Raw genomic sequence first — 14008 nt, forward strand, 5'->3', positions numbered from 1 at the left:
GCGCCCTCCCTACGAATGGTGTGGTGTCTTGATTGGCCTCACCCCTACCATTCTCGTTTGTGCACGGCTATAGCAACTATCAAGCGGTCGCCGTGCGCAAAAGCAAATATCAGGGAGAGCGTCTTGGAGAGGTTCGACTGGGATGATCTGCGCTTCTTTCTCGCTGTTGCCCGCTCCGGCCGGCTGACGGCTGCGGCCCGGCGTTTGGGCGCCGATCATGCCACGGTCTCACGTCGTGTCACCTCTCTGGAGGAATCGCTCAAGGCCAAGCTCTTCGAGCGCCGGCCGCAGGGCTACACCCTCACAGCCCATGGCGAGCGATTGCTGGCCAAGGCCGAGAGCATGGAAACCGAGGCGCTCGCGATCCAGAGCGATATCGGCGGCGCCGACATGGCGCTGGCCGGCACTGTGCGGATCGGCGCGCCGGACGGTTTCGGGACCTGTTTCCTGGCGCCGCGCCTGGCCGGCCTCGCCAAGGCCTATCCCGGGCTCGAGCTGCAGCTCATCGCCATGCCGAGGCTGCTGTCGCTGTCCAAGCGGGAGGCCGATGTCGCGATCACGCTGGCGCCGCCCAAGGAGGGCAAGGTCGTCGCGCGCAAGCTCTGCGATTACCGGCTCGGCCTCTATGCGACGCGCGAGTATCTCGACAGCATGCCGGTGGTCGCGAAGCCCGACGACCTCTTCGAACATCGGATCGTCGGCTATATCGACGACCTGATCTTCACGCCGGAGCTCGACTATCTCGACGAGGTCGCCAAAGGCCTACGGGCGCAGGTGCAGAGCTCGAATGTGCTGGCCCAGATGAATGCGGTGGTTGCCGGCGCCGGTATCGGCGTCATCCATCATTTCATGGCGGCGACAGAGCCGCGCCTGGTGCCCGTCCTGCCGCATAAGGTGTCGATCACGCGCTCGTTCTGGTTGCTGGTCCATGCCGATCTCAAGGATGTCGCCCGCGTGCGCGCCATCGTCGATTTCATTGTTCGCGAGGCGAAGGCGGCGCGCTCGCTGATGATGGGCGAGCCCAGGATCGAGACGCAGGCGGCGGAGTGATGCTCAGATCCGCCAGGGCAGGACATTCTCCGGCAGGCGCTTGGCGCAAAGGTCGAGCAGCAGCATCACGCAAAGGATCACCGCCGAGGCGCTGATCGCGACCGCTGCCGCCTCGCCGGCGAGCCCGGCTTCCTTCAGGCTGAACAGAACGACGCCCAGCGTCTCGGTTCCCGAGGACCAGAGCAGGGCCGAGACGGTGAGCTCGTTGAAGGCCACGAGGAACACCATCAGCGCACTGACCGTCGCAGCCGGGGCGAGGATCGGCGCCACGATGAAACGCAGCATCTGCCAGAGCGTGACACCATCGAGTTTCGCCGCCTCTTCGTGATGCGCCTCGATCTGCGCCATTGCCGCGATCGGGGCCTTCAGCGCCAGCGGCAGGAAGCGCGCCAGATAGGCGAAGAGGATGATGAATGGTGTCGCATAGATGCTGACGCCGATCAGCGGCAGCGGCTTCAGGAACATCAGGATGCAGGCGATGGCGAGCACCACGCCGGGCAAGGCGTAGGGCAGCTCGATGACGAGTTCGACGACACGCCTCGCCTTGCCCATTCGCCGCTCCAGCGCATAGGCGAAGGCGATCGAGGCCAGCGCAAGGATCACCGCTGCGGTGCCGGCGAACAGGAAGGAATTGCGGAAGGCGCGCGCTGTCACGTCCTGGCGCAGCAGCACCTCGGTGAACTTGTCGAAGGTCAGGCTCTGCCAGGAGAGCGCGACGCCGAGCGCTGGCGTCAGTGCCTCGCTGAGCAAGGCAAGGAAGGGCAGGCCGAGCTTGAGGGCGATCAGGAGCCAGAGGCCGGCCGTGACGAAGGGGCGGGCGCTGCCGAGGGGCCAGAAGGGCTGCAAGGGGCGCTCGATTTCGACCTTGCCGCCGCGGCGCGTCGCAAGGATGCTTGCGAGAATGCCGAGGCCGGCGACCAGCGCGACGAGCAACGACAGCGCCGCGGCATCCGGCAGCCCCGCCGGTCCAAAGCTCGAAAGCCGCCGGTAGATCAGGGTTGGCAGGGTGAGATAGTTCATCGGCAGTCCGAGCAGTGCAGGAATGCCGAAATTGCCGATGCCGGCGACGAAGGCGATCAACCCGGCTGCGACGATCTGCGGGCGCAGCACCGGCAGCAGGATGCGGGTGATGATCGTCGGTGGCGCCGCACCTTCGAGCTGCGCCGCCTCGACCAGGGAATGCGGGATGCTGCGCAGCCCGCTCCAGAGCGTGATCGCGACCAGCGGCGCATGATGCAGCGCCATGACCAGGATGATCCCGCCGCGGCCCAGCAGGGGATTGGGGGTTCCCGGCGCCGGTGTCAGGCCGAGCGCGCCAAGAATGGGAGAGTGGGGGGCGGTCAGGCTGAGGAAGGCGAGCGCCGCCACCTGCGGCGCGATCATCATCGAGAAGACGAAGGCGAAGGCCAGCGGACGCTTGCCGCGTAGATCGGTCACTGCGAGCAGGATCGCGACGGCGCCGCCAATCGCGAAGGCGCCGAGCGCAGAGAGACCGGCGGTCTCGATGCTGTGCAAGGTCGCGGTGAGGGCGGCCCGGCTGCCGATTTCGGCGAGGGCTGCATCCGGCATGAACCGGCCGCCGGGCGCGAAAGCGGCGAGCAGGAGGCGCAGGAAGGGAAGGCCACCGAAGACCAGGACGCAAAGCGCCACCAGCACGGGCAGCCCGAGCCCTGAAGGCAGGTGCAACCCCGGCAGGAGCCGAGGTTGCCCGATATGCGGCCGGTCGGAGCGGGCGACGAGGGTCATGCTGCGTCCGGCCTGGCTTGGGCTTACTCGAAGATCGCGCTGAAGCGCTTGCGCGCTGCGGTCTCGTCGGCCAGCGCCTTGGCCGCATCGAACGGCATCAGCTTGATGGCGGCGCGCTCGGGATAGCCCGCGGGCAGCGCAACGTCGGGGTGTGCCGCGACATAGCCCTGCTTCAGGGCAAGTTCCTGGCCATCCCTGGAGATCAGGAAATCGACGAACGCCTTGGCGGCCTCCGGATTCCTGGTGCTCTTGAGGATCGCGACCGGTTCGCTGACGGCGGAGACGCCCTCGCTCGGGAACACGAACTCGACCGGCGCGCCCTTGGCCTTCTCGCGGATCGGCATGAAGTCGACGATCATGCCGTAGAGCTTCTCGCCGGTCGCGACTTGCCTCAGGATGTCGCCATTGCCACCTGCTGCCAGCGCACCGTTGTTCCTGAGGGTCTCATAGTAGCCCCAGCCACCGGGCAGGTTGCCCGCGAGCGTCATGGTGTGGATCAAAGCTGCGCCGGAGTTCAGGGGGCTCGGCATGGCCAGCAGGTTCTTGACCTCCGGCTTGCCGAGGTCGAGCCAGCTGGTCGGCTTCAGTCCCGCCTTGGTGTTGTAGACGATGCCGGTGGTGATCAGCTTGGTCGCGAACCACATCTTCTGCGGGTCGTGAATGCCGGCGGGATAGGCCGATGTCGCGGCGGCTTCATGCGCGAGCAGCCGGTTCTCCTGCTTCAGCCCTTCCATCGTCACCGAATCGGCGATCAGAAGAACATCGGCCTGAGGCGCGCCGGCCTCGATCTCGGCCCTGAGCTTGGCCATGATGCGCGGTGTGCCGTCGCGCACGAAGCTGATCTCGACCTTGGGGTATTTCGCCTTGAAGGCATCGATGGTCTGCTGGGCGTCGGTATTGGGCTGGCTGGTGTAAAGAACCAGCTTGCCCTCGGCCGCCTGGACAGCGAGAGGGGCCAGGCAAAGGGCAAGGCCCGTCGCAGCCAGAGCGATCATCGCCTTCGAATGCATTGTCTTTCTCTCCTGTCCGTCGGCCGGCCGGCCTCCGGCACTCGCGGTAGACCGCGTATATGACACATCCGTGACCTGTCATCACCGGGGCCGCTTGCGGCAGTGCAACTGCTCCACAAGGTGCTGATGCGCCACCGGGCCAACGGCCCGGCCTGCCCGAATTTCCCGCATCTGCCCGGCTTGTTTGTCGAACGGGTTTTCGACTAGTCTCCTCGGTGAAGGCGTACCAAAACGTCAGATTTAAACGTTTGAAATGGGAGGTTCTCAATGAAATCCATGCGTTATCTCGTGACCGGTGCAGCCTTCGCGGCGATCGCCGCCGGCTGGTCCGGCGCCGCCGTTGCGCAGGAGACGGTGACGGTCTGGTTCACCAAGGGTTTCTACAAGGGCGAGGACGATGCCCTGCTCGCGGTGGTCGACAAGTTCCAGAAGGCGACGGGCGTCAAGGTCGATCTCTCGCTCTATGCGACTGAGGATTGCGTGACCAAATCGGTCGGCGCCGTCGAGGCCGGAACGCCTCCCGATGTCGGCTTCTGCACCACCTATGATTTCCGCACGACCGGGAAATGGGCCTTCGACGGCAAGCTCGAGGACGTCACCGACGTGATCGAGCCGATGAAGGCAGAGTTCCAGCCGCAGGCGCTGGCGACGACCTTCCTGATGAACAACAAGGCCGGCAAGAAATCCTACTACGCCTTCCCCGTCGAACAGCAGATGATGCACATCACCTACTGGAAGGACATGCTGGAGGAGGCGGGCTTCAAGGAAGCGGACATCCCCAAGGGCTGGGACGGTTATTGGGATTTCTGGTGTGACAAGGTTCAGGGCGCATTGCGGGCCAAGGGCAAGCGCATCTACGGCATCGGCCATCCCATGGGCGTCGCCGCCTCCGACACTTTCTACAGCTTCCTGACCTTCGCCAACGCCTTCAACGCGCAGGTCGTCGACGAGAACGGCAAGATCGTCCTCGACCAGCCCAAGAACCGGGCCGGGATGATCGAGGCGGTCAAGGCCTATGCGAACATCTTCCAACGCGGCTGCACCCCGCCCTCGTCGGTGAACTGGCTCGACCCAGACAACAACGTCGCATTCCACAACCGCACGACCGTTGCCACGCATAACGCCACGATCTCGATCGCCGGCAAGCACATGGACGACATGAACAATCCGGCGCTGACCGCCGAGCAGCGGGCGACCGCGAAGAAGAACTACGAGGAGAACATCCGCACGGCCGAGTTCCCGAGGAAGCCGGATGGCAGCCCCATGACGAACCTGGCGGCGGTCAAGACGGCCGTGATCTTCGCCGATGCGAAGAACAAGAAGCGCGGCAAGGAGTTCATGGCCTTCCTGATGAAGGACGAGAACCTGCGTCCCTTCGTCGAGGGCTCGGCCGGGCGCTGGGTGCCGACGACGCTCAAGGGCATCGAGGCTCCGTTCTGGTCCGATGGCAAGGACCCGCACCGCGCGGTCGTCTACAAGCAGTACAAGGACGGCACTGTTCCGTTCCAGTTCGTCTACAACTACAATTTCACGACCGTGAATGCCGAGAACGTCTGGGCCAAGGCGGTGAACCGCGTTGTCCAGGACAAGATCTCGCCCGAACAGGCCGTGGACGAGATGATCGCTCGCATCAAGCAGATCGCCGGCTGATCCCGACGACCTGAACGACCGCGAAAACGGCATCCTGCGGCCGAACACGCCGTGGGATGCCGACCCGTCGAAAGAATGCGGGGCCTCGGAGGACAACTGATGACCGCCACCACCATGTCAGCGCCGGCAACGGTATCGGCCGAAATGACCTCGGGCCACACGCGAGACAGGGCGCTCTGGGGCGCGCTGATGCTGATGCCCTATATTCTCGTCTTCGCCGTGATGGTGGTCTACCCGGTCGGTTACGGCCTCTGGCTGGGGCTCAACTGGCAGTCCTATCGCGCACTCTTCGCGGACCCGATCTTCGTTCGCACGGTAGTCAATACCATCATCTTCCTGTTCGTGGCGGTGAACCTCAAGTTCCTGCTCGCGCTCTGGCTCTCGGGCTTCTTCGTGCAGCAGCGCGCCTGGGTGCGCATCGTGCTGGTGCTGTTCATCCTGCCCTGGGCCGTGCCCTCGATTCCGACCATCCTGTCCTTCCGGGTGATGCTGAACCCGGAGAACGGCATGCTCAACCAGCAGCTCTTCCACTGGTTCGGCATCGTCGAGGGGCCGGGCTGGCTCACCGACCCGACACTCGCCTTCGCGAGCTCGATCATGGTCCATATCTGGAAGTCGCTGCCGTTCTGGACGCTGATCCTGGTCACCGGCCGCCTGGCGATCTCGCAGGATCTCTATGAGGCCGCGAGCGTCGACGGAGCCAACGGGTGGCAGCAGTTCCGCTTCATCACCTGGCCGTCGCTGGCGACGCTCTATGTCACCTCGACCATGCTCTCGATGATCTGGACGCTGGGTGATTTCAACAGCGTCTACCTGCTCACCGGGGGTGGGCCGGGCGACTTGAACCATGTGCTGGCGACACTCGGCATCCGCTACATGCGCAACAACAACCTGGATCTCGGTATCGCCTCCATCATCGTCGCGATGCCGCTGATCCTGCCGATGGTCTTCGTGATGGTGAAGCGCCTGTCCAAGGGAGCCGAGTGATGAAAAAGGTTCTCGACGAAGGCAAGCTGATCCTGATCGCGATCCCGGTCCTGCTCTGGACCCTTCTGCCGATCTACCATCTCTTCGTGCTCTCGATCTCCAACCAGGAGTCGATGCTGGCCGGCAAGCTCTGGCCCGATCAGCCGACGCTCCAGAACTTCCAGATCGTCTTCAAGCAGCAGCATTATTACCTGACCAATTTCTGGCTGCAGATGTTCAACAGCTTCTTCATCGCCGTGGCCACGGGGCTGCTGACGCTCTTCGTTGCCACCTGCGCCGCCTTCGCCATCGCCCGGCTGCGGGTCAGGGGCGGGCGCACGATCATGAACCTGGCATTGGCGACCTACCTCATCCCGGCCGCCTTCCTCGCCATCCCGATGTACAAGGCGATGGGCTCCTACGGGCTGCTCAACACGCAGACTGCGCTGATCCTCGCCATGGTCGCGCTGGCTTCGCCCTATGCGATCTGGGTTCTGAAGCAGGCCTCCGACAAGCTGCCGAAGGAACTCGACGAGGCGGCGATCATGGATGGCGCGACCTCGCTGCAGCTCTTCCGCATGGTCTATCTGCCGCTGATGAAGCCGTCGATGGTGGTCATCGGCATCTACGCGCTGCTGCTCGCCTGGAATGAGTATCTCTACGCCTTCCTGCTGCTCTCGAGCGAAAAGGCGGTGCCTCTGGCAGTGGGGCTTGGACTCTTCCTCTCGGCGGATGACGCACCCTGGAATCTGCTGATGGCCGCGGGCCTGCTCTACGCCATCCCGCCGGCTGTGATCTATTATGGCTTCCGCAAGAACATGGTCGGGGGCCTGACATCGGGGGCAGTCAAGAGCTGACCCATCTGCGCCGTGCGCGCAGCCGTCCTTCCGGCCTACTCGCTTGACCGGACCGGAAGAGCGCCGCAGGTTTGACCATTGTTCAAGACACCGATTTCGGCAGGATCGCCATGACCGCTTCCAAGCTCGACCAGCTCCGCAAGATGACCACCGTCGTCGCCGATACCGGCGATATCGAAGCGGTGCGCCGTCTGAAGCCTGTCGATTGCACCACGAACCCGACCTTGCTGCTCAAGGCCGTCGAAACCCCGGCCTATGCCCATCTCGTGGATGAGGCGATTGTCTGGGGCCGGAAGGCTGCCGGTTCCAGCGAGGCCCGCGTGCATGCGGTTTGCGACCGGCTGGCCGTGACCTTCGGCGCCGAACTTGCCGGAATCGTCCCCGGACGGGTCTCGACCGAGGTCGATGCCGATCTCTCGTTCGACACGCAGGCGAGCATCGACAAGGCCCGTGCCATCATCGCTGCCTACAAGGAGCGCAGCATCGGGCGGGAGCGCATCCTGATCAAGATCGCCTCGACCTGGGAGGGCATCCAGGCGGCCAGGGTGCTGCAGGCCGAGGGCATCGACTGCAACCTGACCCTGCTCTTCTCGCTGCCGCAGGCGATCGCCTGTGCGGATGCGAAGGCCTTCCTGATTTCCCCCTTTGTCGGTCGAATCCTCGACTGGCACGTCAAGGCCGGCGGCGGCCCCTACACGGCGGAAACCGATCCCGGCGTGGTCTCGGTCCGCACCATCTATGCCTATTACAAGGCTTACGGCATCGACACGGTGGTGATGGGCGCCTCTTTCCGCAATACGGGCGAGATCGAGGCGCTGGCGGGCTGCGACCGGCTGACCATCGGCCCCGGCCTGCTCGACGAGCTCGCCGCGGCGCAGGGCGATCTGCCGCGCAGGCTCGCGCCGGACAATTCCGGGAAGGCACCCGCGAAGCTGCTGCTCGATGAGAAGGCGTTCCGCTTCGCGCTGAACGAGGATGCAATGGCGACAGAGAAGCTCGCCGAAGGCATTCGCGGCTTCGTCAAGGATCTGCGCAACCTGCGCAAGCTGGTCGATGCCCGTCTCGAGGGCGCCAAGGCTGCCTGATGTCGGCACTTGTCATCATCGACGTCCAGCGCGACATCCTGGCCGTGCCGGTAGCTGCGCGCGCAGTCGTCGGGGAGCGCTTTGCGAAAGTGCGCGAGCGCCTGGCCGAGTTGATCGGCCGCGCGCATGCCGCCCAGCGCCCGGTGATCTTCATCCAGCATGACGGCCCGGCCGGACACCGTCTGGAAACCGGGACCCTAGGTTGGGACCTTCATCCCGACCTGCCGCGACAACCCGGCGACATCGTCGTTCACAAGACGGCCTGCGATTCCTTTCACGACACGGCCCTGCAGGTTGTGCTCGCGGAACGGAGGATCGGCCATCTCGTGATCGCCGGATTGATGACGCAGTACTGTGTCGACACCACCTGCCGGCGTGCCGTCGGCCTGGGCTTCGATGTCACGCTCGTCGCCGATGCGCATACGACCGCCGACAGCGATACGTTGCAGGTCGAGCAGATCGTGGCGCATCACAATGCCCTGCTGGATGGTTTCGATGCCGGTTCCGCGACGATCCGTGTCACGCCGCTGGCTCAGGTCGCGTTCGCCTGAATGGCGGCCCGGCGCGGTCGCCAAGAGCGCGCTCGGACGGCTGGGAACGGCCGATGAGCTGGCCGAGCTCGTCGCCTGGCTGGCGAGTGAGCGCTGCAGTTTCTCCGCCGGCGCCGTTTTCGATCTTTTGGGCGGTCTGGCAACCTATTGAGAACATTAGCGGTTCGCCCCTAGGGTGCGCCCGGAGTTGACGGCGAGCCCCGGTGGTGGGAGCCTTCGTGAAGTTCCACTGGGGGCCTGGTCATGTCGGACGCACCCGCGCATCAACCACCTTCTCTCGGTACGCATCTCCTGCCTTTGCGACGTAACTGGGGCTGGCTGCTTGCAGCCGGTATTGCCCTGGTCATCCTTGGCGTGCTCGGGCTTGGCGCTTCCGCCTTGCTCAGCGTTGCCAGCGCCATCTGGTTCGGCGCGATGATGTTCGCCGGCGGCGTGGTCATGCTGATCGACGCCTTCCGGCACAGCGGCTGGAAAAGCCTGCTGATGCATGTGCTGATCGGCCTGCTCTATCTCGGCGTCGGCATCATKACCTTCATCAACCCGGTCGTGGCGACGGCGTCGCTGACGCTTCTGGCGGGCTTTGCCCTGGTCGCAGCCGGCATCTTCCGCATCATCGTCGCCTTCCAGACGCGGCCGACGCCGGTCTGGATCTGGGTTCTGGTCTCCGGGCTGCTTTCACTCGCGCTCGGCGGGATGATCCTGGCGCAATGGCCGGCCTCGAGCTTCTGGGTCCTCGGCACCTTCCTCGCGATCGAGCTGATCTTCCAGGGCTGGGCTTGTATCGCATTGGCCATGGCGATCCGTTCGACCTTCAATGGCGCCGCCGCCAGGCGAGCGACGCCGCAGGCAGGCTAGATCACCGGACCGGACATCGTATCCGGTCCGGTGATCGAACCCTTTGTGTTTGCATCGGCTTTCCCGAAAGCCGCAATCCACCTTTCAGGCCGATGCATTAGGGCGGCATCACCTTTGCGTGTGCGGGGCCGGGTGCCACGGCCCGGCCATCATGGGCGCGACAATGGCGGGATGCTCCGTTATGTCGCACTCGTGATTGCCGGCCTGGTCGTCGCCGAGCCTGCAGCGGCGCAAACGACCTGGCGTATCGAGCGCGGGGCCACCGATATCAGCTTCGTGACCCGCCGCTTCGGGGCAGTCGTCGCGACCGGCCATTTCACGCATTATGACGGGACATTGGCGCTCGATTTCGATCGGCCTGAACGCAGCCGCATCAGGGTCACGATCGAGACGGGTTCGCTCCAGGCCGGCTCTGCCCTCATGGATGGCTTCATCAAGGGCGAGAGCATGCTCGATACGGGGCGCTATCCGACCGCGAGCTTCACCTCTGCTGCGGTGATCCGCACCGGCGACCGCAGCCTCGAGATACGCGGGCAGCTCACCATCCGTTCGATCACCCGCCCCATTACGGTGATGGCTGTCGTCGATGGCGACATCGACAGGGCCAGGCGCGGCGAAAAGCTGCCCTTCCAGGCCAATGGCACCTTTTTGCGCCCTGCATTCGAACTCGGCCGGGAGGTCAATGTCGTCGATGACGCGGTCGAGCTTGTGATCAAGGGGCAGCTTGCGCGATGAGCGAGGTGGTGGGGCGGCCGATGCGCTGGCACCCGGCCCTCGTCGCGCTGCATTGGCTGACATTGCTGCTGGTCATTGCCCAGTTCCTGATCGCGTCGCCGATGCGCGATGAAAGCCGCAACCTCGTCGAGCGTTTCGAACTCTACCAACTGCACAAGTCGGTGGGATTGACGGTCGCAGGCATGATCGTGCTGCGGCTTGTCCTGCGCATGGTCGCCCCTGTGCCGCCGCCGGCGAATGCTGGGCGATGGCTGCAGCGGGCCAGCGACGTGGTCCATGCAGGCCTGTATGTCTGCCTGATCGCGCTGCCTGTCACGGGATTGCTCATGGTGTCGGCCGCGCCGCTGCAGATCCCGACGCTCTATTTCGGCTGGCTTGCCGTCCCGCATCTCATCGGGCCCGACAAGGCGACCTATGAGCTGATGCAGGCTCTGCATGCCTGGGCGGGCAACCTTCTCCTCGCGCTCGCCGCGATTCATGTCGCGGCGGCGCTGGTTCACGTACTGATCTGGCGTGACGGTCTGCTGCGCCGCATGTGGTTCGGCCGCAGATGGGTCGCGCTCCGCGGCGATCAGCGCTGAGCGGCGAAGGCTTCCTCGCGGATCGTGGAGAGCGACTTTGCCGGCGTGATCGCTTCGGGATCGAGCAGGCAGTGGATGATCGCCGGCTTGCCGCTGGCGACCGCGCGCTCGAAGGCCGGAGCGAACTCGGCCGTGGTCTCGACGCGCTCGCCATGGCCGCCGAAAGCCTTGGCATAGGCCGCGAAATCCGGGTTCTTCAGCGTCGTTGCCGAGACGCGGCCAGGATAGTGCTTCTCCTGATGCATGCGGATCGTGCCGTACATGCCGTTGTCGACGACGACGACGATCACCGGCAGTTCGTACTGCACGGCCGTCGCGAAATCCTGGCCATTCATCAGGAAACAGCCGTCGCCGGCGAAGGCGACCACCGTTCTCTCGGGAAACAGCCGCTTGGCGCCGATTGCCGCCGGCACGCCATAACCCATAGACCCGGAGGTCGGCGCGAGCTGCGTCGCAAACTTGGTGAAGCGATGGAAGCGATGCACCCAGGTGGCGTAGTTGCCGGCACCGTTGCAGAGGATCGCGTCATCGGGGAGGTAGCGACGCAACCAGGTGACGGCCTCGCCGGGATGGAAGGCGCCAGGTACCGGGGCGGGCTGCTCGCTCCAGGCGAGATAGGCATCATGCGCTTCGGCCGCCGCACTCGCCCAGTTGATCGTCTGGGGCGGATGAACGGTCTCCAAGGCGGCGCAGAAGGCGGTCGGCGAGGCATTGATCGCGAGGCTTGGCCGGTAGACGCGGCCGAGTTCTTCCGGATCGGGATGGACATGCACCAGCGGGCGGCCCGGATTGGGGATGCCGAACAGCGTGTAGGACTGGCTCGGCATCTCGGAGAGGCGGCCGCCGACCAGCAGCACGAGATCGCTGTCCTGGATGCGCTTCAGGAGCTTCGGATTGGGGCCGATGCCGAGATCGCCGGCAAAATTCGGATGGTTGGCCGGGAACAGCATCTGCCGGCGGAAGGAGACCGCGACCGGCAGGTCGAAGCGCTCGGCAAAACGCTGGAAACGCTCGATCGCCTGCGGGTTCCAGCGCGAGCCGCCGAGGATGGCAATCGGCGATTTCGCGGCCCAGAGCCGCTTCTGCAGGTCGATCGTCTGCAGCAGCGAGGGATGCGTCTCGGTGACCTGATAGGGTTCTGCGTCCGCGACGTCGGCGAGGTCGGTCAGCACGTCCTCGGGCAGCGCGATCACCACCGGGCCGGGGCGGCCGGAGGTCGCGACATGGAACGCACGGCTGATGATCTCGGGAATGCGGGCAGCGTCGTCGATCTCCGTCGCCCATTTCGTCATGGTGCCGAAGACGGCGCGGTAATCGAGTTCCTGGAAGGCTTCGCGCTCGCGCATGCCGCGCTCGATCTGGCCGACGAACAGGATCATCGGGGTCGAGTCCTGGTCGGCGATATGAATGCCCGGCGAGGCATTGGTCGCGCCGGGGCCGCGGGTGACGAAGCAGATGCCGGGCTTGCCTGTGAGCTTGCCGGCAGCCTCGGCCATCATCGCGGCGCCGCCTTCGGCGCGGCAGATGGTGACCTTCAGCTTCGCGTCATGCAGCGCGTCGAGCACGGCGAGATAGCTCTCGCCGGGCACGCAGAAGGCGTCGGTCGCGCCATGAATCAGCAATTGGTCGACGAGGATCTGCCCGCCAGTCCGTTCAGCCATGTGTATGCCCTCCCCAGGCGGGGTCGTTCAGGATGTCGTCTTGATGTTCGCCGAGCCGAGGGCTAGGCCGCGATGCGACCTGCCGTTCGCCGTCGATGACGATGGGCGAGGCGACGGTCGGGATCGCGCCCTTGGCCGCAGCCTCGGCAGGCAGGTCGACCTTGATGCCGCGGGCCACCACCTGCGGATCGGCAAAGACCTCGTCGATCGTGTTGATCGGGCCGGCCGGAACGCCGGCTTCTTCCAGCGCAGCCAGAAGTTCGGCCTTGTGGCGGCGGGCGGTCAGCGAAGCCAGCATCGGGATCAGGATTGCGCGGTTGGCGACCCGGCCCTTGTTGTCGGCATAATCGGCATGACTGCCGAGATCGGAGCGGCCAAGCACGTCGCAAAGCCTGCGGTATTGCCCGTCATTGCCGGTCGCGATGATGATGTGCCCGTCTGCGACGGGGAAGACTTCGTAGGGCACGATATTGGGATGGGCGTTGCCGAGCCGGGCCGGGGCTTTTCCTGAGACCAGGTAGTTCAGCGCCTGGTTGCCGAGCACGGCGACCTGCGTGTCCATCAAGGCAAGGTCGAGCGTTGCGCCCTCGCCGGTGGCATCGCGTCGCCGCAGCGCCGCCAGGATGCCGACGGTCGCGTAGAGCCCGGTGAAGATGTCCGTCTTGGCATAGCCGGCCTTGGTCGGCTGGCCGTCGGGCTGGCCGGTGATCGACATCGAGCCGGCCATGCCCTGGATCAGGAAGTCGTACCCGGCGCGCTCGGCATAGGGACCGTCCTGTCCGAAGCCGGTGATCGAGCAATAGATCAGGTTCGGATGAAGCTTGCGCAGCGAGGCGGCGTCGAGCCCGTATTTGGCGAGCCCGCCGACCTTGAAGTTCTCGATCACCACATCGGCATGGCCGGCGAGCTTGCGCACCAGGGCGCGGCCCTCCTCCGTGCGGAAATCGGCCGTGATCGAGCGTTTGCCGCGGTTGGCGCTGTGGAAATAGGCCGCCGAGAGCGTGCCGCCGTCGGTCCCTTCGACGAAGGGAGGACCCCAGTTGCGGGTGTCGTCGCCTTCTGGGCTTTCGACCTTGACGACATCGGCGCCGAGATCGGCCAGCAACTGGCCGATCCAGGGGCCGGCAAGGATGCGCGCGAGTTCGAGGACGCGCAGGCCGGCAAGGGGAGGAGTCGTCATCAGGTCATTCCGGCTTCGAGGCTGCCGTCATGGCCGGGTTTGGCCCAGCCATCCCTTGAAGGGTGCGCGGCAAAAAGACAT

General features: G+C 65.1%; 13 protein-coding genes. 9 read left to right on the forward strand and 4 right to left on the reverse strand.

All coding sequences use genetic code 11. The features are described from left to right. Positions 1–123 precede the first annotated feature (123 nt). Positions 124–1050, forward strand: a complete 927-nt coding sequence (locus AC1DGP_RS00220; RefSeq protein WP_441490118.1) for a LysR family transcriptional regulator — start codon at positions 124–126, stop codon at positions 1048–1050. A 3-nt stretch (positions 1051–1053) separates the two neighbouring features. On the opposite strand, the gene AC1DGP_RS00225 is transcribed toward AC1DGP_RS00220, so the two are convergent. Both AC1DGP_RS00225 and AC1DGP_RS00230 read right to left on the reverse strand, forming a co-directional pair. Further along, positions 1054–2796, reverse strand: a complete 1743-nt coding sequence (locus AC1DGP_RS00225) for an ABC transporter permease (RefSeq protein WP_441506041.1) — start codon at positions 2794–2796, stop codon at positions 1054–1056. Positions 2797–2819: 23 nt separating this feature from the next. After that, a complete protein-coding gene (locus tag AC1DGP_RS00230; protein WP_441506042.1) occupies positions 2820–3806 on the reverse strand; it encodes an ABC transporter substrate-binding protein in 987 nt (328 codons plus the stop codon). Between the two features lie 276 nt (positions 3807–4082). Between AC1DGP_RS00230 and AC1DGP_RS00235 the strand changes: the two genes are divergently transcribed. The 8 genes from AC1DGP_RS00235 (at position 4083) to AC1DGP_RS00270 (ending at position 11086) form a co-directional block, all read left to right on the forward strand. Beyond that, entirely contained in the window at positions 4083–5456 is a 1374-nt protein-coding gene (locus AC1DGP_RS00235) for an ABC transporter substrate-binding protein (RefSeq protein ID WP_441506135.1), read from the forward strand. Between the two features lie 99 nt (positions 5457–5555). Continuing rightward, positions 5556–6443, forward strand: coding sequence for a carbohydrate ABC transporter permease (locus AC1DGP_RS00240; RefSeq protein WP_441490115.1), 888 nt, complete (start codon positions 5556–5558; stop codon positions 6441–6443). Beyond that, complete coding sequence (locus AC1DGP_RS00245) at positions 6443–7279, forward strand: carbohydrate ABC transporter permease (RefSeq protein ID WP_113515117.1); 837 nt, start codon at positions 6443–6445, stop codon at positions 7277–7279. The genes AC1DGP_RS00240 and AC1DGP_RS00245 overlap by 1 nt, the downstream gene beginning before the upstream one ends. Positions 7280–7389: 110 nt before the next feature. Next, positions 7390–8364 (forward strand): transaldolase, encoded by a 975-nt coding sequence (gene tal, locus AC1DGP_RS00250; protein ID WP_441506043.1) that lies wholly within the window; start codon positions 7390–7392, stop codon positions 8362–8364. Continuing rightward, on the forward strand, positions 8364–8915 hold the full coding sequence (locus AC1DGP_RS00255) for a cysteine hydrolase family protein (RefSeq protein WP_441506044.1): 552 nt from the start codon (positions 8364–8366) through the stop codon (positions 8913–8915). Before tal ends, AC1DGP_RS00255 begins: the two co-directional genes overlap by 1 nt. A gap of 243 nt (positions 8916–9158) precedes the next feature. Next, positions 9159–9770 carry an HdeD family acid-resistance protein gene (locus AC1DGP_RS00260; protein ID WP_476831576.1) on the forward strand — a complete coding sequence of 204 codons (612 nt, stop codon included), beginning with the start codon at positions 9159–9161 and terminating at the stop codon, positions 9768–9770. Between the two features lie 171 nt (positions 9771–9941). Continuing rightward, a complete protein-coding gene (locus tag AC1DGP_RS00265) occupies positions 9942–10505 on the forward strand; it encodes a YceI family protein (RefSeq protein WP_441506046.1) in 564 nt (187 codons plus the stop codon). Next, positions 10502–11086 carry a cytochrome b gene (locus AC1DGP_RS00270; RefSeq protein WP_441506047.1) on the forward strand — a complete coding sequence of 195 codons (585 nt, stop codon included), beginning with the start codon at positions 10502–10504 and terminating at the stop codon, positions 11084–11086. Before AC1DGP_RS00265 ends, AC1DGP_RS00270 begins: the two co-directional genes overlap by 4 nt. Here the strand turns inward: AC1DGP_RS00270 and AC1DGP_RS00275 are convergent. Together AC1DGP_RS00275 and AC1DGP_RS00280 are read right to left on the reverse strand one after the other, a co-directional pair. Continuing rightward, entirely contained in the window at positions 11077–12747 is a 1671-nt protein-coding gene (locus AC1DGP_RS00275; protein ID WP_441506048.1) for a thiamine pyrophosphate-binding protein, read from the reverse strand. The two genes, AC1DGP_RS00270 and AC1DGP_RS00275, sit on opposite strands and share 10 nt — an antisense overlap. Continuing rightward, positions 12740–13927 carry a CaiB/BaiF CoA transferase family protein gene (locus AC1DGP_RS00280; RefSeq protein ID WP_441506049.1) on the reverse strand — a complete coding sequence of 396 codons (1188 nt, stop codon included), beginning with the start codon at positions 13925–13927 and terminating at the stop codon, positions 12740–12742. The genes AC1DGP_RS00275 and AC1DGP_RS00280 overlap by 8 nt, the downstream gene beginning before the upstream one ends. Between the last annotated feature and the right edge of the window lie 81 nt (positions 13928–14008).

The organism is Allobosea sp. 05T433 (genome assembly GCF_056396065.1).

Coding starts and splice junctions, on each gene's coding strand:
- AC1DGP_RS00275 (WP_441506048.1), bottom strand. CDS start 12,747: ATGGCTGAACGGACTGGCGGGCAGATCCTCGTCGACCAATTGCTGATT.
- AC1DGP_RS00270 (WP_441506047.1), top strand. CDS start 10,502: ATGAGCGAGGTGGTGGGGCGGCCGATGCGCTGGCACCCGGCCCTCGTC.
- AC1DGP_RS00230 (WP_441506042.1), bottom strand. CDS start 3,806: ATGCATTCGAAGGCGATGATCGCTCTGGCTGCGACGGGCCTTGCCCTT.
- AC1DGP_RS00265 (WP_441506046.1), top strand. CDS start 9,942: ATGCTCCGTTATGTCGCACTCGTGATTGCCGGCCTGGTCGTCGCCGAG.
- AC1DGP_RS00235 (WP_441506135.1), top strand. CDS start 4,083: ATGCGTTATCTCGTGACCGGTGCAGCCTTCGCGGCGATCGCCGCCGGC.
- AC1DGP_RS00255 (WP_441506044.1), top strand. CDS start 8,364: ATGTCGGCACTTGTCATCATCGACGTCCAGCGCGACATCCTGGCCGTG.
- AC1DGP_RS00245 (WP_113515117.1), top strand. CDS start 6,443: ATGAAAAAGGTTCTCGACGAAGGCAAGCTGATCCTGATCGCGATCCCG.
- AC1DGP_RS00280 (WP_441506049.1), bottom strand. CDS start 13,927: ATGACGACTCCTCCCCTTGCCGGCCTGCGCGTCCTCGAACTCGCGCGC.
- tal (WP_441506043.1), top strand. CDS start 7,390: ATGACCGCTTCCAAGCTCGACCAGCTCCGCAAGATGACCACCGTCGTC.
- AC1DGP_RS00240 (WP_441490115.1), top strand. CDS start 5,556: ATGACCGCCACCACCATGTCAGCGCCGGCAACGGTATCGGCCGAAATG.
- AC1DGP_RS00225 (WP_441506041.1), bottom strand. CDS start 2,796: ATGACCCTCGTCGCCCGCTCCGACCGGCCGCATATCGGGCAACCTCGG.